The sequence below is a fragment of the Corynebacterium sp. ACRPE genome (assembly GCF_022347435.1).
Lineage (GTDB): Bacteria > Actinomycetota > Actinomycetes > Mycobacteriales > Mycobacteriaceae > Corynebacterium > Corynebacterium tuberculostearicum_D.
In genome coordinates, this window is the sequence record NZ_JAKRNA010000030.1 from 1 (window position 1) to 23,576 (window position 23,576).

The 23,576-nt window shown below is 63.8% G+C and carries 18 protein-coding genes and 1 pseudogene; 8 read left to right on the forward strand and 11 right to left on the reverse strand.

The features are described from left to right. The 3 genes and pseudogenes from MHY13_RS10925 to recR form a co-directional block, all read left to right on the forward strand. Window positions 1-1,251, forward strand: a pseudogene (locus MHY13_RS10925) (DNA polymerase III subunit gamma/tau); the annotation flags it as partial. A 62-nt stretch (window positions 1,252-1,313) separates the two neighbouring features. Next, window positions 1,314-1,682 (forward strand): YbaB/EbfC family nucleoid-associated protein, encoded by a 369-nt coding sequence (locus tag MHY13_RS10930; RefSeq protein WP_005327377.1) that lies wholly within the window; start codon window positions 1,314-1,316, stop codon window positions 1,680-1,682. A 72-nt stretch (window positions 1,683-1,754) separates the two neighbouring features. Next, window positions 1,755-2,411, forward strand: coding sequence for a recombination mediator RecR (gene recR / locus MHY13_RS10935; RefSeq protein ID WP_005323161.1), 657 nt, complete (start codon window positions 1,755-1,757; stop codon window positions 2,409-2,411). Window positions 2,412-2,434: 23 nt separating this feature from the next. On the opposite strand, the gene MHY13_RS10940 is transcribed toward recR, so the two are convergent. The 7 genes from MHY13_RS10940 to leuA form a co-directional block, all read right to left on the reverse strand. Continuing rightward, the gene (locus MHY13_RS10940) at window positions 2,435-3,538 is read right to left on the reverse strand and encodes an HNH endonuclease signature motif containing protein (protein WP_239283114.1); all 1,104 of its coding nucleotides are present in this window, start codon (window positions 3,536-3,538) and stop codon (window positions 2,435-2,437) included. Between the two features lie 109 nt (window positions 3,539-3,647). Then, a complete protein-coding gene (locus MHY13_RS10945; RefSeq protein WP_239194355.1) occupies window positions 3,648-4,421 on the reverse strand; it encodes a type 1 glutamine amidotransferase in 774 nt (257 codons plus the stop codon). Then, a complete protein-coding gene (locus MHY13_RS10950) occupies window positions 4,414-5,691 on the reverse strand; it encodes a MurT ligase domain-containing protein (protein WP_005323158.1) in 1,278 nt (425 codons plus the stop codon). Before MHY13_RS10950 ends, MHY13_RS10945 begins: the two co-directional genes overlap by 8 nt. A gap of 27 nt (window positions 5,692-5,718) precedes the next feature. After that, entirely contained in the window at window positions 5,719-7,020 is a 1,302-nt protein-coding gene (locus MHY13_RS10955) for a DNA polymerase III subunit epsilon (protein WP_367398081.1), read from the reverse strand. A gap of 198 nt (window positions 7,021-7,218) precedes the next feature. Beyond that, window positions 7,219-9,498 (reverse strand): hypothetical protein, encoded by a 2,280-nt coding sequence (locus MHY13_RS10960; RefSeq protein ID WP_239283116.1) that lies wholly within the window; start codon window positions 9,496-9,498, stop codon window positions 7,219-7,221. A 110-nt stretch (window positions 9,499-9,608) separates the two neighbouring features. After that, entirely contained in the window at window positions 9,609-10,385 is a 777-nt protein-coding gene (locus tag MHY13_RS10965; RefSeq protein WP_239283117.1) for a hypothetical protein, read from the reverse strand. A gap of 57 nt (window positions 10,386-10,442) precedes the next feature. Continuing rightward, window positions 10,443-12,260, reverse strand: coding sequence for a 2-isopropylmalate synthase (gene leuA / locus MHY13_RS10970; protein WP_239283118.1), 1,818 nt, complete (start codon window positions 12,258-12,260; stop codon window positions 10,443-10,445). 219 nt (window positions 12,261-12,479) lie between these two features. Between leuA and MHY13_RS10975 the strand changes: the two genes are divergently transcribed. Beyond that, entirely contained in the window at window positions 12,480-13,607 is a 1,128-nt protein-coding gene (locus MHY13_RS10975; protein WP_239283119.1) for a mannosyltransferase family protein, read from the forward strand. Here MHY13_RS10975 and MHY13_RS10980 read toward each other — a convergent pair. Then, the gene (locus MHY13_RS10980; RefSeq protein ID WP_239283120.1) at window positions 13,604-14,482 is read right to left on the reverse strand and encodes a DMT family transporter; all 879 of its coding nucleotides are present in this window, start codon (window positions 14,480-14,482) and stop codon (window positions 13,604-13,606) included. The genes MHY13_RS10975 and MHY13_RS10980 overlap by 4 nt on opposite strands. A gap of 228 nt (window positions 14,483-14,710) precedes the next feature. Between MHY13_RS10980 and MHY13_RS10985 the strand changes: the two genes are divergently transcribed. Beyond that, entirely contained in the window at window positions 14,711-15,976 is a 1,266-nt protein-coding gene (locus tag MHY13_RS10985; protein ID WP_239283126.1) for an aspartate kinase, read from the forward strand. A gap of 34 nt (window positions 15,977-16,010) precedes the next feature. After that, a complete protein-coding gene (locus MHY13_RS10990) occupies window positions 16,011-17,042 on the forward strand; it encodes an aspartate-semialdehyde dehydrogenase (RefSeq protein ID WP_239283121.1) in 1,032 nt (343 codons plus the stop codon). A gap of 46 nt (window positions 17,043-17,088) precedes the next feature. Here MHY13_RS10990 and MHY13_RS10995 read toward each other — a convergent pair whose 3' ends face one another. Further along, window positions 17,089-18,507, reverse strand: a complete 1,419-nt coding sequence (locus MHY13_RS10995; RefSeq protein WP_239283122.1) for a hypothetical protein — start codon at window positions 18,505-18,507, stop codon at window positions 17,089-17,091. A gap of 284 nt (window positions 18,508-18,791) precedes the next feature. Beyond that, the gene (locus MHY13_RS11000) at window positions 18,792-19,334 is read right to left on the reverse strand and encodes an RNA polymerase sigma factor (protein ID WP_239283123.1); all 543 of its coding nucleotides are present in this window, start codon (window positions 19,332-19,334) and stop codon (window positions 18,792-18,794) included. A gap of 106 nt (window positions 19,335-19,440) precedes the next feature. Here MHY13_RS11000 and MHY13_RS11005 point away from each other — a divergent pair, with 106 nt between their 5' ends. Further along, window positions 19,441-20,991: a catalase gene (locus MHY13_RS11005; RefSeq protein WP_204610449.1), complete on the forward strand. Its 1,551-nt coding sequence runs from the start codon at window positions 19,441-19,443 to the stop codon at window positions 20,989-20,991. A gap of 91 nt (window positions 20,992-21,082) precedes the next feature. Here the strand turns inward: MHY13_RS11005 and MHY13_RS11010 are convergent, their stop codons facing one another. Further along, complete coding sequence (locus MHY13_RS11010) at window positions 21,083-21,679, reverse strand: hypothetical protein (protein WP_239283124.1); 597 nt, start codon at window positions 21,677-21,679, stop codon at window positions 21,083-21,085. 86 nt (window positions 21,680-21,765) lie between these two features. On the opposite strand from MHY13_RS11010, the gene MHY13_RS11015 reads away from it, so the two are divergent. Then, a complete protein-coding gene (locus MHY13_RS11015; protein ID WP_239283125.1) occupies window positions 21,766-23,214 on the forward strand; it encodes a hypothetical protein in 1,449 nt (482 codons plus the stop codon). The last annotated feature ends 362 nt before the right edge of the window (window positions 23,215-23,576 follow it).

The window sequence follows — 23,576 nt, forward strand, 5'->3', positions numbered from 1 at the left end:
GCTCCCGCCCCCGCTGCCAATGCTGCCGCGGTCTCGCCCGCGCCGGCTGGCCCTGCGACCCCGGGCGGTGCTCCCGCGGCCAACTCTGCCGTCGCCAGTGCTCAAGACCCCCAGTCCGCCGCTGCTGCCATCATCGCTCGCCGCCGCGCCAAGTCCCAGGAGCAGCAGGCTTCTGCCCCGTCTTCTGCTCCAACCTCAGCACCGGCCGCTCAGCCGCAGCCGCAGCCGCAGGCCCCGTCCCAACCGGAATCGCAACCGAAGGCGCAACCCGAGCAGCCGGCGGCCGCCGAGGCGCAACGCACGCAGAAGCCTCAGAACCAAGAGTCGCAGCCGCAACCGCAACAGCAAGAGGCTGGAGACCCGTGGCAGCGTGAGCGGCAAATCCCGCAAGCGGACGTGCCCGAGCAGCAATCGGCGCAGCCGGCGCAGCCAGCACAGAGCGAGGCACCGCACTCAAGGCCGGCCCAGGAGGAGCAGCGCGAGCCACTGGAGAAGCCCGTGCCGGCCCGTGCAGAGGAATCTGTCCAGGAAACCAAGCCGGAATCTGGGGCGGAGTCTGGCGCAGAGAAGGCGTCGGAAATGGCGCAGCCGCAGGCGGCGGAGGAGCCGGCGGGTGACTTCGCAGAGGCCGTGAGGGAGAAATGGGTGGCGTTGAGGGGGAGCGTCGGAAAGCGGAATAAGGTGGCCGAAATCATGCTGGCTGAAGCCCGCGTGCTTGGCTTCCGCGATGGCACCCTGACGCTGGGGCACACCACCGGCGCGCTGGCCGAGCGCATCAACGCGCCCGCCAATAACGCGGTCATCGTGGAGGTGCTCAAGGAGGAGTTCCAGCGCGATGTGGCCGTGACCTGTGTGGTGGGCACCGACCCGAAGACCGCCGGTTTCGATGCCCCGCGGCCGCCGCAGCGCAAGGAAGCGTGGACGCCGAATCAGCCGGCGCGCGAGCCTGCCGACGACCAGGAGGCGGAGAGTAAGCCGGAAAGCGTCCCCGGGTGGCGCTCACGCATCGCACGGGCGACGCAGGCTGCCAAGCAACGCGATGAATCGCAGTTTAGTAACGGCGTGCCGCTGCCGCCCGAGCCTGAGCCGGACTTTGCCGCTCCGCCCGAGGAGCCGCCGGCCTATACCCGCGATGACGAAGAGCGGGACATGATGGAGGCCGCGCAGTCGACCGGCGAGATGGATCATCGCAGCGCTACCGAGGTAGCTATGGAACTGCTGGAGCGCGAGCTGGGCGCGCGGCGTGCCTAACCGGCAAGCACGGTACACTCGGGCAGTAGCGAAATTTACAGTTGATTTAGAAAGGAAACGACATGGCTGACCAAGACCCAATGCAGCAGGCAAATGACATGAACGACCTCATCGCGCAGGCCGCGCAGGTGCAGGCGGATCTGCAGAAAGCGCAGGAAGAAATCCTCGCCACCAACGTCGAGGGCCAGGCAGGCAACGGCCTGGTTAAGGTGACCATGACCGGCGGCGCCGAGCTCGTGGACCTGCAGATCGATAAGTCCGTCGTGGACCCAGAGGACGTCGACACCCTGCAGGACCTGGTCATGGGCGCGTTCAAGGAGGCCCACGCTGCGGCCGGCCGCCTGGCACAGGAGAAGATCGGCCCGCTGTCCCAGGGCATGGGAGGCCAGGGTGGCCCGTCTTTTGAGGATGTCTTCGGCGGCAACCAGTAGCCCGCACGATACGATAAAAGGCCGTTGCCCCGCGTTGGGGCCGCGGCCTTTTGCTGATTTTGGGAGTAATTGATGTTTGAAGGACCTCTGCAAGACCTCATCGACGAGTTTTCGCGCCTGCCGGGCATCGGCCCGAAGTCGGCGCAGCGCATCGCGTTTCACGTTTTGCACATGGAGCCCGAGGACATCGAGCGGCTGCAGAACGCGCTGGGCGCGGTGCGCGACGGCGTGACCTTCTGCCGCATCTGCTGCAATATTTCCCGCGAGGATGTCTGCCGCATCTGCATTAATTCGCAGCGCGACGCCTCGACCATATGCGTGGTGGAAGAGCCGAAGGATATCCAGGTCATCGAGCGCACCGGAGAGTATGAGGGCCGCTACCACGTCTTGGGTGGCGCGCTGGATCCGCTAGCGAATGTGGGCCCGCGCGATTTGAATATTTCCACGCTGCTGCAGCGCCTGGGCGGCGTGCTGCCGGACCGCGAGCTGGCGGATTCCACCCCTGAAGCCCCGCTTTACGACGCCACCCCCACCATCCACGAAGTCATCCTCGCCACCGACCCCAATACGGAGGGCGAGGCCACCGCCGCATACCTGGTGCGGTTGCTGCGCGACTTCCCTGATTTGAAGATCACCAGATTGGCCTCCGGCATGCCGCTCGGAGGCGATCTGGAGTTCGTGGACGAACTCACCTTGTCCCGCGCGCTTTCTGGCCGCCTGACCATTTAACGCGGGGAATCCGCAAGCGCGGGCTAGGGGACGGCGGCCGTGGGCCCGGTTCGCGCGCGGCCGGTGAATACCGGCGGGCCGTGCGCTCTGCTGGCCACCCCGCTCTCCGCGTTGCTGTGTATACCGCTGTGGCCGCTATGCATGCTGCTATGCGGGCTGCTAGGCGAAGCGTTGTGCCGGCTGGCGGGCGGAAGCCAGGCGATTCGGCCGTTGACGCGGGCCATGCGGCCGCGGCCCGGCAGGCCGTTGATGGAGTTGTGATACGGGCACAGCAGCGTCATGTTTTCGGGGTGGGTGAGGCCGCCGCGGGAGTATTCGATGAGGTGGTGGGCTTGGCATTCGGAGGCGGGGCGTCGGCAAGCGGACCAGGCGCAGCGGGCGCCTTCGGCCTCGAGCATGCGGCGCTGCTTCGCGGAGGCCTGCCGGGTGCGGTAGAGATTGACGGGGCCGCGCTCGGGGTGGATGAGCGTGAAAAGGCCGGCGCCGGCTAGGGTGCGGCGGATGAGTTCGGCGCCGGTGATGGTCGCGCCATTGGTCATGGCGAGGCGGATGTCATCGCCGTCGCCGGCCAGGATTTTCAGGTAATCCGGCAGCTCGATGATGACATTAGTGGTCACGGTCGCGGGCGCGGCGGCGCGGGAACCGGTGAGCCAGGCCAGCGGGTCGGATTTGGCGGCGGCCCAGATATCGGCCATCTGCGCGGCGGGGCCGGTGAAACTCAGGGTAGTTTTCTCGCCGTGCATGATGCGGCGGCCGCCGTCTTCGCGCTCGGGCGGCGGGTTGATTTCGCGCAGCAGCCGGGTCGCCGCGCGCGAGACCTGCGCGGTGGTGCCGGCGGTGGCGCACAGCTTCTCGCGGAATTGCCAGCGCTTGGTGGGGTCAGAAATGCCGCGCGAGCGGCGGGCGATGAGCGCGAGGGTCTCCAGGCTGTGTTGGTTGCGGCGCGCGGCGGCCAGGGCGCGGGATTGGTAGCGCGAGTGGCTGGTGGGCGAGAGGAAGGCCGCGGCGGTGCGGCGCACGGTGCGCGCTTGGTCCGCGGGCAGGGGCAGGCTGGAGGCGGCGTGGGCCTCTTCGAGAAGTTCCACGCCGCGCTTAGCGATGTCGCCCAGCTGCTCCAATAACGTCATGCCCCGCAGCCTATGGGCGGGGGCAAGCCGCTACAAGGGGAAGCGGCCGAGCCTGTGGATAACTCGGGGGTTTCGCGGCCGCCGGGCGAAGTTATCCACAGGTTTGAGCCTATCTTTGGGAGCGCGGGGGCTCGGAGGCGTTGAAACGTTCGACGCGCAGGCGGTCGACGGCCGGAATCTCAATCGGCTCGAGGTCCGCGAGGGCCACGCCCATGGCCTGGGCGAGGAGGAGATCCGCCAGCTGCGGGTTTCGGGCCAGCGCCGGGCCGTGCATATAGGTGGCGATGACGCTGCCTTGGACGGCGCCTTCGTAGGTGCGCTGGGCGGAGCCGTCGCTGAGATCGGCGGTGGCGGCTTGGTCGGCATTGCCATTGCCGCGGGTGAGCGTGCCGAGCGGCTGCGCGGAGGGGCCGAGGATGGTGGCGCCTAGGTGGTTTTCAAAACCGGTCAGCGGCTCGGTGAGGTCCGCGGTAACACCGGCGCGGGTGGGCTCGGAGGCTACTTCGCCGATGGCGCGGTCCTGCATGCCGGCCGTGGTGGCGTCGAGCAGCCCGACGCCGTCGATAATGCGGCCGGAGGCGCGGAAGGATTCGCCTAGGACCTGCAGGCCGGCGCAAATGGCAAAGACGGGGCGGCCGGCGTTAGCGGCGCGGGTAAGGCCGCCATCGGAAATCAGGTGGTCCGCAGCCAGGATCTGCGCGGTATCTTCGCCGCCGCCGAGGGTGTAGATATCCAGCGTCTCGGGCACGGGCTCGCCCAAGCGGATGGGGTGAATCTCCGCCTCGAAGCCGCGCATGCGGGCGCGCTGGCGCAGGACGAGGGCGTTGCCGTCGTCGCCGTAGGTACCGAGGACGTCGGGAAGCACTAGGCCGATATTAAGCATTGGTGGCCTCCTTGGAAAGCGCCTTCTTCAAATCGCGGAAGGCGGTGTAGTTGGCGAGGACCTCGATGCGGCCCTCCGGGCAGGCGGCGAGCGCGTCCATTGGGTCCGGGATGAGCTCGTGGGAGATATCGGCGTAGACCAGGCGCACGGCCAGGTCGGTGCCGCGCTCGCCGGCGGCCTTGACGCTTAAGCCATTGAAGCCTTCGAATTTCACGTCCCAGAGCCAGGACATGTCGATGCCATCGGCCACCTGGCCGTTGGTGGCGATGACCAGGCCATCGGCGCTGCGGTCCACCATGGACAGGGCTTCTTGCCAGCCGGCAGGGTTCTTGGCCAGCAGCAAGCGAATTTCGCGGCCCTTCCAGTGGATGGTGGAGTATCGGCCGGCGACATCGTCGATGCCCTCAGCGGCCGCAATGGCCTTATCGAGGTCCACACCGAAGCCCTGCACGGCCGCGGCGATGGCTTGGGCGGCGTTGCCCCGGTTCGCGCGGCCGGGCAGCGCCAGGTTCAGCGGGCGCTTGGCGGTCGGGGTGATGATGCCATGCTTATCGACGCCCCAGGTAGGCTGCGGCCGGCGGAATTCGCGGCCGTCGGCAAGCGGCTTAACGGCGTACCAGTCATCCTCGGTGCGCACGACGTGCCCGCCGGTGCGGGGGCAGGTGACGGAATCGCCGAGCCAGCCGGCGCCGGCCGAGACCCAGATGACATTCTTGGCGTCATAGGCCACGGAGGTCATGAGCACGTCGTCGCAATTGGCGATGACGAGCATGTCCGGGTGAGCCTCCACGGCGCCTCGCAGGGCGCGCTCAATCTTGTTGATTTCGCCCACGCGGTCCAGCTGGTCGCGGGTGAGGTTGAGCAGGACTAGGGCCTGCGGGTTGAGGTTATCGGCCACGTGGGGCACGTGGAGCTCGTCTACCTCGAGGACTAGGTGCGAGGCGTCTTTGCCGGCCATAAGCGCGGAGATGATGCCGGCGTCCATGTTGTCGCCGCCGTCGTTGGTGGCTACGGTGTGCTCGGCGCGGACCGCGGCGGCCAACATGCGGGTGGTGGTGGACTTGCCGTTGGTGCCGGTAACCAGCACGGCCGGGCGCCCACCGCCCAGGTTGGTCATGATGGAAGGGTCAATGGCATTGGCGATTAGACCACCGATCATTCCGCCGGCGCCACGGCCGGTGGCGCGGGAAGCGGTGGTGGCCAGCTTCGCGGCGGTAGTGGCGGTGGTGGTGCGCAACTTCTTCAACGCACCCGGGACTCTAAAACTCATGTCCCCTAGGGTAGTCGGGCGGGCGGCCTAGTCGTTCCTTTTCGCCGCCGAGCCGCCAGAATTTCGTCGGCCCCTGCCGCGACCACCGCGGCCGCCGCGGCGCCGGCGGCGCTTGTTGTTCTTGCCGCCGCCCTTTTTGTTGTTCTGCGGCGAGCGTTGGGCCCGCGGCGCAGGCTTAGCGGATTCGGGTTCGGGCTCGGCGTCTTCGATGCGCGTGAGGGCGTCAAGAAACGCCGCATCCGACATCAGCGGAATGCCCTTGCGGTGGGCATGCATGGGCTTGCCCACCAGATCCGTGGTGACATTGCAGACCACCAGCGAGGACTCGCGGGTAAGCTTTTCCGAATAATTGAGCTCCTCGCGCATGAGCGCGGCGATGATGGTGTCTGGGTCCTCGAGGATTTCCGGTGCGACCACGATTTCCATGCCGCGGCGCAGCTCCTTGCCCGGCTCGTACTTGCCGGGGTTGTGGTGCTGGACGGGGGCCTCGGCGGCGTCGACGCGCACGTGGGAGCGTTGCAGGCCGAAGCGATCGGCGCGCACGTCATCCGGCGCATAGCTGCGCACCGTGCCGCCTTCTTGCTGGCGGTAGAGCGCGATGAGCAGCTCGGTGTCCTCGCGGGAGGTTTCTGGCTCGGGCCGGCCGGCGCGCTCCACCGAGGCTTTCGGCGTGGCGTCCAGGCCGCTCTGCTTGGCGACGCCCCCCAACCGCACATCATTCGACCGCACCTGCTGCGCATAGGAGGTGGCCAAGGTATCGATAATGCGCACCGGCGTGGGGACGTGTCCGACCTTTTGGCGGCGCCGGCGGCCCTTGTTGCGGCCGCGGTTGCGCGCCCGGTTTTGGCGCGCGGCGGCCATCATGGCGCGGCGGGCCTCGGCAACGATAAATCCCCAGGTATAGGGGAGATCGTGGACGATGAGCGTGCGGCCGTCGATAAGCTTGTCCAGCGATTTAAGGATCTTGCCAAAAGCTGGTGCCTGCTCAATATCGGTGGTGCTCAGCCCGTGGAGGTGGCGCGGTCCGGCGTCGATATCGGGCTTGAGGACGGCGTGGAAGAGCTGGCCGTGTTCGCCGGCGTCGTTGAAAGCAACGGCGTCGATAGTCACGATGCGCCCGGTGCTGGGATGGATGCCGGTGGTCTGTAGGGTCAGCGCCACGTAGGGGTAGTCGGCCGCATCGGTGGATGATTCGGCCTGCTGCGGCTGCTGCGGCTTCTTGTTAGCTGCCTCCGGCGCGGCAGGTCGCTCGTGATGGGCTGGTGGGTGCGGCTTCGGCTTCGGTTTTGGCTTGGGTTTTGCGGCGTCTGGTTCGCCGGACGGTCGCACCGCGCGGCGCGGCCGAGTGCGTCGCTGTTCTGCGCCCGGTTTGGGTGCTGTGGACCTGGCCGCGTGGCGCGAAGCCACCGTCGCGGGCGACGGCGCTGGGGCCGACGCCGGCGTGTGCTGCGGGGAGGGGCCAGGTGTGTTGTTCATTAAACTCAGTGTAGTATCCCGCATTTCGTGCAGGGGGACAGGACGCGCCGCTTAATTTTCGACGACGATGACAATGACCTTCGGCGGAGTCGTTGGCTCCTCGGGCTCCTCAGGTCGCCCCGGTTCCTCCGGCTCTGCGGGCTCTGCCGGTTCTGCCGGTTCCTCCGGTTCTTCCGGCTCTTCCGGCTCGGACGGTACCAGCGGCATCTCCGGTCCATCCGGTGCGCTGCGGTACGGCATAGGCAGCGCCGGTTCGAGCTCTACAGGGATCTCTGGTTCGGGGGTGGGGTCGATTTCTGAGCCAGGGATCGTCGTCGTAGGAGCAGTAGTCTCCGGCTCTGGCGTCGGCTCGAGCTCGGAACCTGCGATAGTGGTGCTTGGCGCGGTGGTAACCGGCGCCGGCTTAGGCTCGGGCTCGGACTCCGAGGTCAGCAACGGAGACGTCGTCGTAGGTGCGGTCGACTCCGAGGGCTTTGAATCCGAGGACGCAGGCTCTGAAGATTCGGGCTCGGGCTGTGCCGAAGTGGACGTAGAGGACGCAGAGGTAGACGTAGACGAGTCTGCAGCCTGGGTCGGCTCAGACGTTGGCTCGCTCGTGGCAGAACTGGTGGCGGAGCTGGAAGGCTCTGCGGTCTGCTTTTCCGTCGAGGCTGCGGTGGTGGTTTCAGTCGTCGTTTTCTCGGAAGTTGTCTTTTCCGAGGTAGATGTGCTTGAGGTCGGCAGATCGGACGGCTTGGCAGGCGAGGATGCCGCAGAGGACGGCTCCGCAGATGTCGTGCTCTTCGTAGACTCCGTGGTCTGGGAAGGCTCTGCAGACTGGGAGGACGAGGAGGTTGCGGTCGGCGTCTTGGCCGCCGCTACCTGGGGTGCGGGTTCTGAGCTGGAGGATGGCGTCGCGGCAGGCGTGGTCTGAGACGGTGCTGGGGCTGGGGCCGGGGCCGAGGCGACGTCATTGGCTGCGGCCATGGCGGCAGCAGCCGCGGCGGAGGCGGCGCGGGAAATTGACTGGGAATCCTCGCCGTGGTGGCCGCCGCGGGGTTCGCTGTGGTGGCCACGTCGGTTGTCGGAGGCAGGGGCGTGGGTCTGGGCACGGTCAGCGTGACGAGAGTGCGTCGCGCTGGGCTTTTTCGTGCTCTGCGAAGGGTAGGTGTGGTGGTGCGGTGTTGGAGAGGAGGGGGCGTCGGCAAGCGGGGGCGGAGCCGAGGTACCGCTGGTGGGGCCGGCATCGTAGATGCGCGGCGTGGCGGGGTGCGCGGGGCGCTTGGGGCCATTGCCGTCGAAGTGGGAAGAATGGTTGCCTTCCGGAGCAGGAGCGGTGGAATGCGCGTTGGAGTCCGAAAGGGCTTCGTCGTCGCTCAGTAGGTTGGTGGCCACGGTGGCACCGCCACCAACGAGCACGGCGACGCCGGCTGCGGCCAGCAGGTTCGAGGTCACGGCACCGGAAGCGCCAGCAGCACCGGCTGCAGAGGTGACACTGAAACCGCTGGTTGCGGAAGCGCCGGCGGTGGTGGCACCGGCAGTAGTGCCGCCGGGAACAGCGGATGCGGCCTGTGCGCGGGCTGCGGTGGCTGCGGACATGACGGCGGCACCACCGGCGACAACGCCCAAAACTAGGCCGGCGTGGTGCTTATTGGCGGCGTTGTGCGCGTAGATGGTCAGCGCGGGGCGGTCATCGGCGTTGTAGTGGAAGTAGCCGTGGGCAATGGCGAGGCGGCCGGTCTTGGTGCAGTCGAAGACGGCGGGGGCAATCTCGCGGGCGGCGTCTCGCGGGAGGGAGCCTAAGAAGGTGCTATTGACATAGACATCAACGGTATTTCGACGCAGGAAACCGCGGGTGTGCAAAGAGACGAGATAGTGCTCGTCGGTTTGCGGAAAGCCGGTGACGTCCTTGGAAAATTCCGTCATCGTGGCGGTGGTCTCGCCGGGCAGCATGGTCCAGCGCTGCGCCGGCGGGTTATTGGCGGGGATGCACAGGTGCGGTGCCGGCAGGAGCAGGTTGAGCGTGGGCCATTCTTTGCCGGAGGCGTCCGTCATGCTCACATGGGCGGTGGTGTGCGGGCGTAGGCCGGCGCTGAGAATCCAGTCAAAGAGGGCGTAGGCCTGGGAGTCGGCGGCGCTGAGGCGGCCAAGGAGAGAATCGCCGATCCACACCGCGAAGCCTTCCTGGGCGGTGCGGGGACCGAGCTCCGCGGAGAAGTAACCGCCTTCCGCGGCGGTGGACTCGAGCAATTCGCTGAAAACTTCTGGCGGAACATCCCCGACGGGCAGATTATGGATCACGCCAAAACCGTGGTCGGGGACCACGTAGGTGGCGGAATCCAGCGAAGTCATTGGGGTCTTTCGATACGGGGGAATAGTAACACTGCATTTTAGGCGTTGACTTGGGCCATTTCCAATTTCCCCTGCCGGTGAATAAGGGGCGTTGTCCTGAGCAAAAGTTTCTACAGGATGAAAATAAGTACGGCGATAAGCGCTGCAATCATCAGTAGGGCAATGAGGGCAGGCCGCCACTGACGGCGCGGTGCGGAGTCATCGACGTTGACGGCGCGGAAGCTCGTGGTTTCGAAGGTTTCGGTGGCGGCGGGGGAGGTAGGGGTGGCGTCGGCAAGCGAGGCTTCCTTTGAATCCGGCAGCGGCGCTCCCGCATAGATGCTGAGCACCCGGCCAGTGCTGCGCGGCGCATGGTAGGCGTGGGCTAGGGTTATGCCCTGCTTGGCGACGTCCACCCCTTCCAGCCGCCCCACCCACTGCGGGCCCAAATAAGCATCGGCGCCGGAACCGGTGGTGCTGGGGGAGAGCGTAACCAACACGTGCATGCGGGCCTGGGCGGGGATATCCAAATCCGCGGGCAGGTCGGTGATGTTGATGGGCGGGGCATAGCCCAGCATTGTCCACGGGCCGGCTGGCGGGTTATTGGCCGGCAGGCAGAGGCCCGGCCGAGGCAACAGCAGGGATAGGGATCCATCGGGCTGCGGCGCGGCGGTGGCCGCAGGGGTGAGCCCGGCGCGAAAGAGCAGATCTATCTCGGGGTATTCGGCGCGGTCTGCGCTGGTGATGTGCCCGATGAGGGAGTCGGTGCGCACCTCCAGGCCACCGTCCTGGCGGGGCGCCAAGGTGACGGTGAATTCCTGGTTTTCCTTCGTCTGCGCACCATAGACGGGCAGGGCCTGCACGGCGCCTAAGCCGCGGTGCGGAATGAGGTAGGTAGAAGAAGGCATACCCACCCTTCTACCACGCCGGGGCGCGGCGCTGGTGTGCGGCGCCGGCGAGCGGGCTTAGGACAGGGCGCGGTTGACGGCGGAGTTAATCGCGTTAATGGAAGCCCGCGTGGTGGATCCGGCGATTCCGGCGCCCCACACCTTGCTTTGGTTGACGTCGGCAGCGATATAGCAGGCGGCCTCGGCGTCGTCGCCGGCGGAGCGGGACTGCTGGGAGTATTCCATGACCTCGAAGTCGATGCCCAGGGATTCCAGCGCGTTGGCATACGCCGCGATGGGGCCGTTGCCGGTGCCGGAGACGGTGGATTTTTCCCCGCGGAAGGCAACCGTGGCGGTCACGGCGACGTCACCGTCAGCGGCCGGGGAGTTGTCCATGTGGAAGGCCTCCACAGCCAGCGGGGTCTCGCGATCAAGGAATTCGGTGGCGAAGATGTCCCACATATTCTTGGAATTGACCTCGCCGCCCTCGGAGTCGGTGATTTCTTGCACCACGGTGGAAAATTCCGCTTGCATGGCGCGCGGCATATTGATGCCGTGGTCGGTCTTCATGATGTAGGCAACGCCGCCCTTGCCGGACTGGGAGTTGACGCGGATGACCGCCTGGTAGTCGCGGCCCACGTCCTTCGGATCGATAGGCAGGTAGGGAACCTCCCAGATGGCTGCGCGCAGTTCTTCCCACGAGACCTCGGTATTGTTCGTGCCGGGGCGGATGGTGGTTGCCAGCGCATCCAAGCCCTTGTTGATGGCGTCTTGGTGGGAACCGGAAAAGGCGGTAAAGACCAACTCGCCGCCATAGGGGTGGCGCTCCGGCACGCGCAGCTGGTTGCAGTATTCAACGGTTTCGCGAATCTGCGGCAGATCAGAAAAATCGATCTGCGGGTCCACGCCCTGGGTGAGCATGTTCAGGCCCAAAGTGACGAGATCGACGTTGCCGGTGCGCTCGCCGTTGCCAAACAGGCAGCCTTCGATGCGGTCCGCGCCGGCCATAAAGCCCAGCTCGGCGGCGGCGATTCCCTCGCCGCGGTCATTATGCGGGTGCAGGGAGAGCACGATGTCCTCGCGGCGGGCTAGATTGCGGTGCATCCACTCGATGGAATCGGCGTAGACATTGGGCGAGATCATCTCCACGGTGGAGGGCAGGTTGATGATCATTGGGTTATCAGGGGAGGGATCCATGATCTCTACTACTTCATTGCAGACCTCGCGGGCGTAGTCTAGCTCGGTGCCGGTGAAGGATTCGGGGGAGTACTCCCAGCGCCACGTGGTGTCTGGGTAGTCCGCGGCGATGGATTTGATGAGTGCGGCGGCGTCGGTAGCCAGCTTCTTGATGGCGGGCTTGTCCTTGCGGAAGACCACACGGCGCTGCAGCTTCGAGGTGGAGTTATAGAAGTGCACGATGACGTTCTTGGCGCCCTCGCAGGCCTCAAAGGTGCGGCGGATGAGGCGTTCGCGCGCTTGGACTAGGACCTGGATGGTGACGTCATCGGGAATCTTATTGCCTTCGATGATTTCGCGGACGAAGTTGAAATCCGTTTGGGAGGCGGACGGGAAGCCGACCTCGATTTCCTTGTAGCCCATCTTGACCAGCAGGTCGAACATGCGGTGTTTGCGCTCTGGGCTCATGGGATCAATCAGCGCTTGGTTGCCATCGCGCAGATCCACCGCGCACCACTGTGGGGCGTTCGTGATCTTCTTGCTGGGCCACGTGCGGTCCGCCAGGTCGATGTCTTCCACCTCGAGGGCGAAGGGTTGGTAGCGCTCGTGGGGCATGGCCGAGCCGCGCTGCTTATTCCACATGGGCTGGCCTTCGCGGCGCGGGCCGTTAGGGGTGGTGATATCGCGAGGGGCGCTGATAAAAGAGTCAGTGGGGGACATGGTGGTGCGGTTTCCTTGTCTGTGGTGTCTGTGGGAGACGGCCAGCTGGGCTTGGGTAGCCGGACTCCGCGACGGGGCGCTGGCCAGTATTTAGGCCGAAATCCCGCCGCGGCAGATAAGGAGTAGGTCAATCCGCTGTGCCATATCGGTCACACTACAGGCTCTCTCACTATGTGGCAAGAGATTTCATTCAATGAGACGCGACGGCGGTGCGGTACTATGCCTTTCGTGTCTACCGCCCGCAATGCCGTGTCCAACTCGTCGTCCTTACTGCGCTACTTGTGGGCGCCTGCTGCGCTCGTTGCGCTCATCGGAGCCGCAGTGCGCGTGGGCGTGCTCGCGGCGGTGGCCGCCGTGCAGGACGATAAGCTCTGGGGACTGCTTAATAAGTGGGACGCCAAGCACTACGTAGAAATCGCCCGCGGCGGTTACTTCGGTGCGGATATCTCAACGGATGGGCCGGTCCATGAGACGACCATGGCCTTCTTCCCGGGCTTTCCCTTCCTGGTGCGCGCGGTAAGCGGCATCCTGGGAACCGGCGAGGCCGGCACCGCTATTGCGCTTAACGTGCTCTTTAGCATTGCGCTGGCCGCCGGGGTGATGGCCCTGGCCGCGCAGATGGGCATGGGGAAGTGGGCCCAGGTGCTCAGCGCCGTAGTGGTAACCAGCGCGCCGATGTCCCTCGTGTTTTCTATGCCGTATACCGAGGCGCTTTTCGGGGCACTGGCTATCTGGGCGGTAGTGGCGCTGGTGGGCGAGCGCTGGTGGGCCGCCGCGGCGTATATCTTTGTGGCCGGGCTCGTGCGCCTTACCGCGGTGGACCTCGTTGCGGTCTTTGGCCTTATGGTGCTGCTGCGGGCCCGAAAGGACTGGCGAGCCTGGGCCGCGGTGGCGTTTTCCGTCGTGCCGCTGGTGGGCTATTTGTGGTGGTCGAGCAGCCACTTGAAAGATGTCGGCGGTTATTTTGGTATCCAGAAAGAACATTGGAATTCCGGCTTTGATGGCGGCAAAGCCACGGCTATGTGGCTGTGGGAGACGCTGACTGGGGCCACCAATGGCGGCTACCTGCTCAGTGCCGGCGTCATGATCGCTGCCCCGGTATGCCTGCTGCTGGCATGGCGTCGCCTGCCGTTGGCAGCCTGGCTATTTTCCGCCGTCCTTATGGCCAATGTGCTGCTTTCTGATGGCATCATGCACTCGCGGCCCCGGCTGCTCCTGCCGGCGGTGATCGTGTTGTTGCCGTGGGTGAAAAAGGGGGCGTCGGCAAGCGTGGCGGTTATTGCCTGGGCCCTGTTTGGCGCGTGGTTTTCGGCCTATATGCTCGGCGTATTTGAGTGGGCCATCTAACCGCGCTGGCTCACCGGGCTGCGGGAGAGCACGATGGTGGACAGCACCATGACGGTTAGGGCGATGAGCATAATTGCCCAACCGACGGCCGTATCGATGAGGAATTTCTCTCCCAGGACCATGTATCCCAAGCCGAAGGCCACGATGGGCTCAAAGATGGTCATGGCCGGCAGGGAATGGGCCAGGGGGCCGGCGTTGAAGGAATATTGCTGTACCACCGTGCCGGTGAGCGCGAGGCCGATGAGGCCGTAGAACTGCCAGCTCGCCAATAGGGTGGCGAGGCCTTCATGAGTGAAAATATCCACCACGGCCTTAGAAAGCAGGGCGACGAAGCCATAGATAACGCCGCAGGCCGTGCCCAATGCCAGGGGGCGCTGATCCGGTAGCTTTGCGGCCGCCGCGCCGAGGATTGCGAGGGTGGTCAACCCCACGAGGAGCGCCGGCCACCAATCGCTCCATTCTGGGCGGGGATTGCCGGCAACCGGTCGGCCGTAGATGACCATGATGCCCACCGCGATGGTCAGCGCAATGGACCAGAAAACTTCGTGGAAGGGCATCTTGCGGCCGGAGTACCACGCCGATAGCGGCAGGGTAAACATCAAGGACAGCACCAAGATGGGCTGGACGACCAGCAAGGTGCCGAAGCCGAGCGCGATAACCTGCAGGCCGTAGGCGCCAATCGCGGCCGCGGTGCCCACCCACCACAAGGGGTTAGACATGGCGGCGCGCATGACCGAATCATCGGCGTCAAGGGCGATGCGGTGGCGGATGACTGTGCCCCAAGCAACCGTCAGCGCGGATGCGAGCGCGAAAAAGATGGCGAGGAGGTTGCTTAACACCCGCTCAACGGTAGTAAAGATTCCTGTTATATGCATATTCTGCGCTGTATGGCGCGCGTTTTTCTCCATGGGGGGCGGCCGGCGCATGGCGCGCTTTACGCTCGGGCGTGTGAATAAAAAGCAAGCATTGTCTAGGAATTATGATGAGGACTAGACCCCTGCGGGGTAGCATGGGTATTTGACTAATGACCGACAGGTATTTCTGGACGCGCGCGAACGCACACTCCGGAAATGCCTGGAAAGACGAAAGGCGGCATCCTCACCGTGGCCCTGATCGTGCAAAAATATGGCGGCTCATCCCTCGAATCCGCAGACCGCATTCGCGCCGTTGCGGAGCGCATCGTGACCACCAAGAAGCAGGGCAACGACGTCGTTGTGGTGTGCTCCGCCATGGGCGATACCACCGATGAGCTGCTTGACCTTGCCGCCCAGGTCAACCCCGTGCCACCGCGGCGCGAAATGGACATGCTGCTGACCGCGGGCGAGCGCATCTCCAATGCGCTGGTGGCCATGGCCGTGGAATCCTTGGGTGCCCATGCCCAGTCCTTTACCGGCTCCCAGGCCGGCGTGCTCACCACCGAGCGCCACGGCAATGCCCGCATCGTGGACGTTACCCCGGGCCGCCTGACCGAAGCGCTGGATGAAGGCAAGATCTGCATCGTCGCCGGATTCCAGGGAGTTAATAAGGAATCGCGCGATGTCACCACCCTGGGCCGCGGCGGTTCCGATACCACCGCGGTGGCGCTAGCGGCCGCGCTGAATGCGGACGTGTGCGAGATTTACTCCGATGTCGATGGCGTGTATACCGCAGACCCGCGCATCGTCCCGGACGCGCAGAAGCTAGACAAGCTCTCCTTTGAGGAGATGCTGGAGATGGCCGCGGTAGGTTCCAAGATTTTGGTTCTGCGCAGCGTAGAGTACGCCCGCGCGTTCAATGTACCCTTGCGAGTTCGCTCGTCTTATTCAAATGACCCCGGCACCCTAGTGACCGGATCGATGGAGGATATTCCTGTGGAAGAAGCAGTACTCACTGGTGTAGCAACCGATAAGTCCGAGGCAAAGGTCACCGTCCTTGGAATCCCGGACCGCCCAGGGGAGGCAGCGAAGGTTTTCCGTGTCATTGCCGATGCGGAGATCAATATCGACATGGTCTTGCAAAACGTCTCCTCCCTGGAGGATGGCACCACCGATATCACCTTCACCTGCCCGCGTGCCGACGGCCCGCGCGCCATGGAGCTGTTGACCAAGCTGAAGTCCGAGGGCGGCTGGGCCAATGTGCTTTACGACGACCAGGTGGGCAAGGTCTCCCTCGTCGGCGCCGGCATGAAGTCCCACCCGGGCGTGACCGCCGAGTTTACCGAGGCCCTGCGCGACGTCGATGTCAATATGGAGCTCATCTCCACCTCCGAAATCCGCATCTCCGTGCTCACCCGCGAGGCTGACCTGGATAAGGCAGCTCGTGCGCTGCACGATAAGTTCCAGCTTGGCGGCGAAGAAGAAGCCACGGTTTATGCTGGAACCGGACGTTAAATACCCAAAAGCAACTACAGAGGATTTTTAAGTCATGACCACTGTTGCAGTCGTAGGCGCTACCGGCCAGGTCGGCCGCGTTATGCGCTCCATCTTGGAAGAACGCAATTTCCCGGCGGATAAAGTGCGCTTTTTTGCCTCGTCTCGCTCCGCCGGCACCGAACTGGAATTCCGCGGCGAGCAGATTATCGTAGAAGACCTCGCTGAGGTCACCGAGCAATCCGTTGCCGACGTCGATATTGCCTTGTTCTCCGCCGGCGGCTCCACCTCCAAGCAGTGGGCCCCGGTATTCGCCGCGGCCGGCGCGACCGTGGTGGATAATTCCTCGGCCTACCGCAAGGACCCAGAGGTTCCCGTCATCGTTTCCGAGGTCAACCCCGAGGCAGCCAAGAATACCCCGAAGGGCATCATCGCGAACCCGAACTGCACCACCATGGCTGCCATGCCAGTGCTGAAGGTCCTCCACGATGCCGCTGGCCTGAATAAGCTTCACGTGTCCTCCTACCAGGCGGTGTCTGGCTCCGGTCTGGCCGGCGTGCAGGCGCTGGCCGCGCAGGTATATTCCGTCGGTGAGCACAATGTGGGATTGGTCCACGACGGCTCCGCGATTGATGACGAAGACTTTGGGCCGTACGTGGCACCTATCGCCTATAACGCCCTGCCGATGGCCGGAAACCTCGTTGATGATGGCTCCCTGGAGACCGACGAGGAACAAAAGCTGCGCAACGAATCCCGCAAGATCCTGGACATTCCGGAACTCAAGGTAGCGGGCACCTGCGTGCGCATCCCGGTCTTCACCGGCCACACCCTGACCATTCACGCCGAGTTCGATAAGCCCATCACCCCAGAGCAGGCCACCGAGCTTTTGGGCGGCGCTCCGGGCGTTACGCTTGCCGACGTCCCCACTCCGCTCGCCGCCACCGGCATCGACGAGTCCTTGGTCGGCCGCATCCGCCAGGACCAGACGGTGGACGATAACAAGGGCCTCGTGCTCGTTGTCGCCGGCGATAACCTCCGCAAGGGTGCTGCTCTCAACACCATCCAGATTGCAGAGCTACTCGTCTAAGCCCACACCGGTGCTCCGCCGCGCTTTTGCGCTACGGGCAGACGAGCTAGTCCCCAGAGACCGGCTTAGCAGTTCCGGTGCCGTTACCAGTACCCTTGGCGCTACCAGCTGCGGAATCCTTCTTGCCAAAGTCGAGGTCGCTAGTGGACGACGGAACCTCCGGCTTGGTGTGCTGCACGTAGGTCACGGACGGCTCCGGATCTTCGCGGTCATACTCAATATCATCATCATTTTCGAGCTCCTCGTGGATCTCTTCTGCGATATTGGTGACGAACTCGGTGGTTTCCATATTGGACGCTGCAGCCAACTTGCGCAGCTCGCGCTCGTTCTTCTTGGTAAAGCGCTTGCGCGGATCCAGACGACGAGACACCAGCTCGTGTGCGCGCATGCGGCGGTCGGACTCGTCCGAGAGCTTGCTGCCGTTCTTGATGCGGTTAAAGACCATCACCACGATCATCAGCAGTCCGAGGTAGCCCAGGATCGGGTAGACGTTGCTGACCAAGGCCTGGAAGCCTACGAAGGACAAGATGAAGCCGATGATGCAGGCGCCGGCATAAACCGGGTAGAAGCGCTTGGGGTTATTGCGGGTCAAGCGCTTGCCCAGCGCGTAGAACATGCCGATGGCGGTATTAAAGACCATGCCGTAAATGACAAAGGTCATCAGCACGCCCAAGACTGGGTGGATGCTGGTAATCAGGCTCAGTACCGGCATGTCCTGGCCGTTGACGGTCTCTGCCTCGAAGAAGAGGGCGAATACCAACAGTGCCAACAGGATGAGATAGAGCAGGCCACCGATGAGGCCACCGACGCCAACTGCACGGTTATCCAGGAAGTTACCGCCGATAACGATGGACATGGATACTGCCGTCATCACGTTCAGGCCGGTGTAGTTCAGTGCGGCTAGCCACCAATTAGGCAGCGAGGTATCAACATTGTTGATCGCCCAGTCATTCATGGCAGAGAAATCAACGTCCGCATTCAAGATGGTATAGCCGGTGGCAATGACCACGAAGATGATGATGAATGGGGTGATGGTACCGATGACTGCGGTTACGCGGTCGACATCCATCAGGCCGACGAGCAGCACCAAAATCAGCATGGCGGTGGCGCCCACCCATACTGGGACGGACGGGAACTGCTGATTGATATTCGAACCACCGCCGGCGAACATGACGAAGCCGATGGCGAACAAGGTCACCAGGGTGGACCAGTCCAAAATCTTGGCGGTAAATGGCGATGCGACCTTGTCGTAGACAGCGGTGTGCTCCTCGGCCTGGAAGTACGAGCCGAGCTGCAGGATGGAGATGCCGGTGATCATCATCAAACCAGCGGCTAGGGCGATGCCCCACAGGCCCCAGTCACCAAAGGCCACGAAGTACTGCATGGCCTCCTGGCCGGAGGCGAAGCCTGCGCCCACGACGACGCCGATAAACGCCATGGAAATTCCGATTGCGCGTTTTAACATGAAAGGGAGAAACTCTCTTACTCACACGCGCCGGGCCCGGCATTGGTATCGCGCGGGCCCGGATCGACGGTCGATTTATCACGTGTGTACACAACTAATAAACCACACATTGGACAGATATTTCGGGCAAGAATCGCCCTCATTGTGGCCTCGTTCACCCCACTCATTGCGCGTAAAGTGCAGCTAAGTGCCAATATCTGGGGCCCGCGGGATACAAGGTAACCAGAGCGTAACAATTTGAGAGTGAAATTAACTCCGCAATCGCAGGGGGCTATTTGGGGGTATTAACCTGTCCCCGCGATGAGATCCTTGCGGGCGCGCGCCACGCGGGAGCGAATGGTGCCCACGCGCACGCCGGCAATCTTGGCCGCCTCCTCATAGGTATAGCCCAGTACCTGGGTGAGGATGAGGGCTTCGCGGCGGTCGGCCGGGAGGGCGTCGATAAGCGTACGCGCGTCGATCCACTCGCTCCACGCCGCGGATTCTTCCGGCGCCGCACCCATCGCGTCTTCGTACTCGGTGGCAGATCTCCGCGGCCGGGCCATATCGTGGCGAATATTGTCCACCCACACGCGCCGGGCCAAAGACAGCAACCACGTGCGGGCGGAGGACCGCGCCGCAAAGCGCGGCAGGGCGCTGATGACGCGCAGATAGGTCTCCTGGGTGAGATCGTCGGCCCCCTCGGGCCCGCCCAGGTGCGCCAGCAAGCGCCACACATCATCCTGGGTGGCCTTGATAAACTCCGTCAGGGCCGCGCGGTCGCCGCGACCGGCCCGAAGAGCGAGGTCGGTGACGCGGGCGTCGTCTGCTGCGGAGTGGTGAGTCACCTGAATGAATCTACCAGCACCCTTTACTCTCTTTGGCGAGCCCTGACAACCGTGCAAAGTTTTGCCACACTGGGAAGAACTGACCGCGAATTGCCAGGAGGCAAAAATGAGTGAATTTACCGCTGATGACATCCTGAACAAGGGCCAGCGCCCCGCTGGCAAGGGAAATACCACCCGCCCCTCGGGCCAGCCGGTGCCGTCCGAAAACACCTCGGTGACCGCGGGCCAGCAGGGACCGGTGGCGCTCAATGATATCCACCTCATTGAAAAGCTCGCGCACTTCAACCGCGAGCGCGTGCCTGAGCGCACGCCGCACGCTAAGGGCCACGGTGCCTTTGGTGAGCTGCACATCACGGAAGATGTCTCTGCCTACACCAAGGCCAAGGTCTTCCAGAAGGGCACCGTCACCCCGATGATGGGCCGCTTTTCCACCGTGGCCGGCGAGCAGGGCTCCCCGGATACCTGGCGCGATGTGCACGGCTTTGCCCTGCGCTTCTACACCGAGGAGGGCAACCTCGACATCGTGGGCAATAACACCCCGGTCTTCTTCATTCGCGATGGCATTAAGTTCCCAGACTTCATCCACTCCCAGAAGCGCCTAGGCACCAATGGCCTGCGCGATGCCGATATGCAGTGGGATTTCTGGACCCGCAACCCGGAATCCGCACACCAAGTCACCTATCTGATGGGTGACCGCGGCACCCCGAAGTCCACCCGCCACCAGAATGGCTACGGCTCCCACACCTTCCAGTGGGTCAATGAAGAAGGCGAGGCTTTCTGGGTCAAGTATCACTTCAAGTCCCGCCAGGGCGTGGAGAACTTCACCGATGAGGAGGCCACCACCACCGCCGGCCAGAACCCGGATTGCCACCGCGAGGATCTTTACAACGCCATCGAGGAGGGCAACTACCCGATCTGGGACGTTAAGGTGCAGATCATGCCGCTGGATGAGGCGGAGAATTACCGCTTTAACCCCTTCGACCTGACCAAGGTCTGGTCCAAGAAGGACTACCCGCTGCACGATGTGGGCTACTTTGTACTCAACCGCAACCCGCGCAACTTCTTTGCCCAGATTGAGCAGGTGGCGCTCGATCCTTCCAATATTGTGCCGGGCGTTGGCCTATCCCCAGACAAGATGCTGCAGGCCCGCGCCTTTGCTTACGCTGACCAGCAGCGTTACCGCATCGGCGCGAATTACAAGCAGCTGCCGGTTAACCAGCCGCAGAATGTGAACGAGGTCAATACCTACGAGCACGAGGGCAGCATGCAGTTCCTCTTCAATGCTCCGGAGGATCCGGTCTACTCGCCCAACCGCCACGACAAGGGTACGGGCGTGCTTGACGACGCCGCTGTAAACGACCGCTCCCAGCTCGAGACCACCACCGCGGCAGAGCTCTACATCAATCCGGAGTCCCACGGCAGCGACTTGGTGCGTGCACCGTATGTTCGCCACGCCGAGGACGATGACTTCGTGCAGGCGCGCGACCTGTACGAGAACGTCTATGACGATGCCGCCAAGGAGCGCCTGGTCACCAATATCACCAACGCGATGGCCGGCGTATCCGAGGAGACCGAGGAGCGCGTCTACGAATACTGGACCAACGTGCACCCAGCCCTAGGCCAGCGCGTGCGCGAGGTCTACGCCGAGAAGAAGTAATCTTTTCCCGGCAGCGCTTGTGCGCTAACGACGCCGCCCCCGTACCGAGTTGCTTTACTGCACGGTACGGGGGCGGTTTCTTGCTGTGTGGCTAGTCGCAGCGGCGCATCTTTTCCGTAACAAAGGCGGGAGCGCCCTCGGCGGCCCACTTATCCACGTCGTAGCACGGGGCGGCCATGCCGGAGGTTGCCTCGCCAATGGATTCAATGGCTACCCACTGGCCGCCCTCATAGCGCGCCCAGGCAGTCCAGTCCGTGCTGTCTTTGCCAAAGTGGGCCCACTGGCCATCGCAGTTATTGACTCGGATATTGGTCATGGTGGGAGCTGCGGGCTGTAGCGCTTCTGGGGAGCAGTCGCCGCGGCCGGTGTCGGCGGGTACGGCGGCCGGAGCTTCACTTACTTCGTCGGCGGATCCCGCGGTGTCCTCGGCGGGAGCTGCCTCCGCAGAAGTGGGCTCGGCCGCTGCGGTCTCGGTGACGGTGTCTGCGGCTTCCGAGGTAGCGGGCTCGCTCGTGGTTTCTTCGGACGAGGTCTCCTCGGCCGACGAGCTTGCGGCGGTGGCGTCGGAGAACTCCGGTTCTGCCGAGGTATCGGCGTCGTTGGAGCAGGCAACAAGGCTGAAGCACAGCGGCGCGATGGCCGCAGCGGCGAGGTAGCGGGAAGGGGATAGGGAATAATTGTGGGACATGCCATATATCGTAGAGGAACTGCCAATGCGGGGGTGTTCGGCGCGCCTGCAACAGGGGAGTGACCTGCAAGGATAGGTTCATTACCATGACCTCACGCCTTGCCTCCCCAGACGCTGCGTCCCCCTCCCGGTGGCGCAGCGTCCTCTTGATCCTCCTGCTCGCCCTGCCGCTCATTATCGGCGCTGCGGTGGCGGGCCTTGCGCAGTGGGAACCCGCCCACACCTGGTCTAGCGCCGCGCAGCCATTTGGAGCGCCGCGGGAAAATTCCGCCTCGCCAGAGGTGAAGGAAGCCGCCGAGGCGGCCAGCCGCGCGCAGGCACAGGCGAGCATGCTTAAATCGGGCGCCACGCAGCTTGACGACGGCACAGGGGAGCTGAATAAGGGGGCGGATGAGCTCGGAGGGGGCGTCGACAAGCTGGCGACGGGCTCCCAAGAACTGGTGGCCGGCCTCAATCAGCTGCAGTCCGGAACTAATACGCTCGGTGGCGGTGCAACGGAGCTGGCCAATGGCGTTGGCGGTGCCGTGGACCAGGTGGTGGGCCTCGGTGCCGTCCAAGGGCAGATTCTGCAGGCCATCGATGGCACGATGCGCGACCTGGAAGGCAATAAGTCCAAGGAAGCGAAGGAAATTCGCTCGCAGCTGGGCGATCTCCGTGCGCAGGTGAATAATTTCCGCCTGGATAATTCAGTGACCGACCAGCTCAAGAAGCTCAAGGACGGCTCGCGCGATCTATCCAATCAGTTGGCGGTCAACGGCTATGCCTATCACGATGGCGTGAACCAGGCCGTATCCGGTGCGCAGGAGCTCAACGAGGGAATTGCGGAGCTGAACAAGCGCGTTGGTGAGGCGCAGGAGGGCGTGGACAAGCTTGACGACGGCGCCGGCAGGCTTTCCACCATGGCGGCCCAAAACCAGACCAATGTGGGTGAAATTCAGCGTGCCCTGCCGCCGGTGCATACCGCGACCGACGGCCCGGCACATCTGCTCAGCCCTATTGTGGCGATGCTGGTCTCCGCTTTGGTCCTGCTCGCAGGCGCCGCGGCCGGTGTGGCCTGGCAGGTGGGATTCCGCCCATGGTTGACGGTCCTCGGCGGCACGCTAGCCGCGGTCGCCATCGGGGAAATCCTCCTCTTTGTGCTTGCCACCGGATTTACCCCTGTGGCGGCGGTGTGGGCCGGCGCGGCGCTCCTTCTAGGCGCGCTGTCCATGGCGGCCATCACTCGTGGCCTACTCGGGCTATGCGGTATTACTGCCGGCAGCATCCTCGCGGCGCTGTTTGGCATCGGCCAGACCGCGCTGGTGGGTTGGCTATGGAAATCCGCGGCAATTGCCGGTGTTTCTAAGGTTTGGCAGATTGTTTCTAATCTTTTGCCGCTGAATTGGACTACCGCGGCCGTCACGGCGGCGGGTAACGAAGGCGAACAGGCCGTGTTGTGGACCGGCGTTGCGGTATTGCTCGCCATCACTCTCATTGGGCTGAGTGCAAAGTGGTGGGCTCCATCCACAGGAAAATTCAAACCTACGGTTCATTAGGTCTGAAAAAGCACACCTAAGAATAAGAAACATTGGTGGAAACTGGGAATTTTGATTCGCGTTACCGTTTGCATTGTGCGAGTGCTACAGTTGGTCTTGCTCACAAAGCCTACTTAGGGGGTAGGCGAACGGTTTCTCCAATCCGTTGTGAGTGATAGGGAATAGGGACGACGCGGCGCTGTAGGGGCACCGCGTCGTTTCCCATATGTGGGGTGCCTAGCTGCAATTTTTGCGGAAAATTCGGGTTAAGGGTCAAAATGTGTGTCTGGCTCGGCGTGTCGCGGGGGTTAGATTTGGCCTTTTTGAATGCCGATTGAGTGGGTGTAGTCGGTGTCGATAGCGTTGTCGTAGAGGGCTGGGCG

What these genes read in the sequence shown, in the direction of transcription:
- MHY13_RS10930 (WP_005327377.1), top strand. Translation starts at nt 1,314, where the DNA reads ATGGCTGACCAAGACCCAATGCAGCAGGCAAATGACATGAACGACCTC.
- recR (WP_005323161.1), top strand. Translation starts at nt 1,755, where the DNA reads ATGTTTGAAGGACCTCTGCAAGACCTCATCGACGAGTTTTCGCGCCTG.
- MHY13_RS10940 (WP_239283114.1), bottom strand. Translation starts at nt 3,538, where the DNA reads ATGACGTTATTGGAGCAGCTGGGCGACATCGCTAAGCGCGGCGTGGAA.
- MHY13_RS10945 (WP_239194355.1), bottom strand. Translation starts at nt 4,421, where the DNA reads ATGCTTAATATCGGCCTAGTGCTTCCCGACGTCCTCGGTACCTACGGC.
- MHY13_RS10950 (WP_005323158.1), bottom strand. Translation starts at nt 5,691, where the DNA reads ATGAGTTTTAGAGTCCCGGGTGCGTTGAAGAAGTTGCGCACCACCACC.
- MHY13_RS10960 (WP_239283116.1), bottom strand. Translation starts at nt 9,498, where the DNA reads ATGACTTCGCTGGATTCCGCCACCTACGTGGTCCCCGACCACGGTTTT.
- MHY13_RS10965 (WP_239283117.1), bottom strand. Translation starts at nt 10,385, where the DNA reads ATGCCTTCTTCTACCTACCTCATTCCGCACCGCGGCTTAGGCGCCGTG.
- leuA (WP_239283118.1), bottom strand. Translation starts at nt 12,260, where the DNA reads ATGTCCCCCACTGACTCTTTTATCAGCGCCCCTCGCGATATCACCACC.
- MHY13_RS10975 (WP_239283119.1), top strand. Translation starts at nt 12,480, where the DNA reads ATGCCTTTCGTGTCTACCGCCCGCAATGCCGTGTCCAACTCGTCGTCC.
- MHY13_RS10980 (WP_239283120.1), bottom strand. Translation starts at nt 14,482, where the DNA reads ATGCATATAACAGGAATCTTTACTACCGTTGAGCGGGTGTTAAGCAAC.
- MHY13_RS10990 (WP_239283121.1), top strand. Translation starts at nt 16,011, where the DNA reads ATGACCACTGTTGCAGTCGTAGGCGCTACCGGCCAGGTCGGCCGCGTT.
- MHY13_RS10995 (WP_239283122.1), bottom strand. Translation starts at nt 18,507, where the DNA reads ATGTTAAAACGCGCAATCGGAATTTCCATGGCGTTTATCGGCGTCGTC.
- MHY13_RS11005 (WP_204610449.1), top strand. Translation starts at nt 19,441, where the DNA reads ATGAGTGAATTTACCGCTGATGACATCCTGAACAAGGGCCAGCGCCCC.
- MHY13_RS11010 (WP_239283124.1), bottom strand. Translation starts at nt 21,679, where the DNA reads ATGTCCCACAATTATTCCCTATCCCCTTCCCGCTACCTCGCCGCTGCG.
- MHY13_RS11015 (WP_239283125.1), top strand. Translation starts at nt 21,766, where the DNA reads ATGACCTCACGCCTTGCCTCCCCAGACGCTGCGTCCCCCTCCCGGTGG.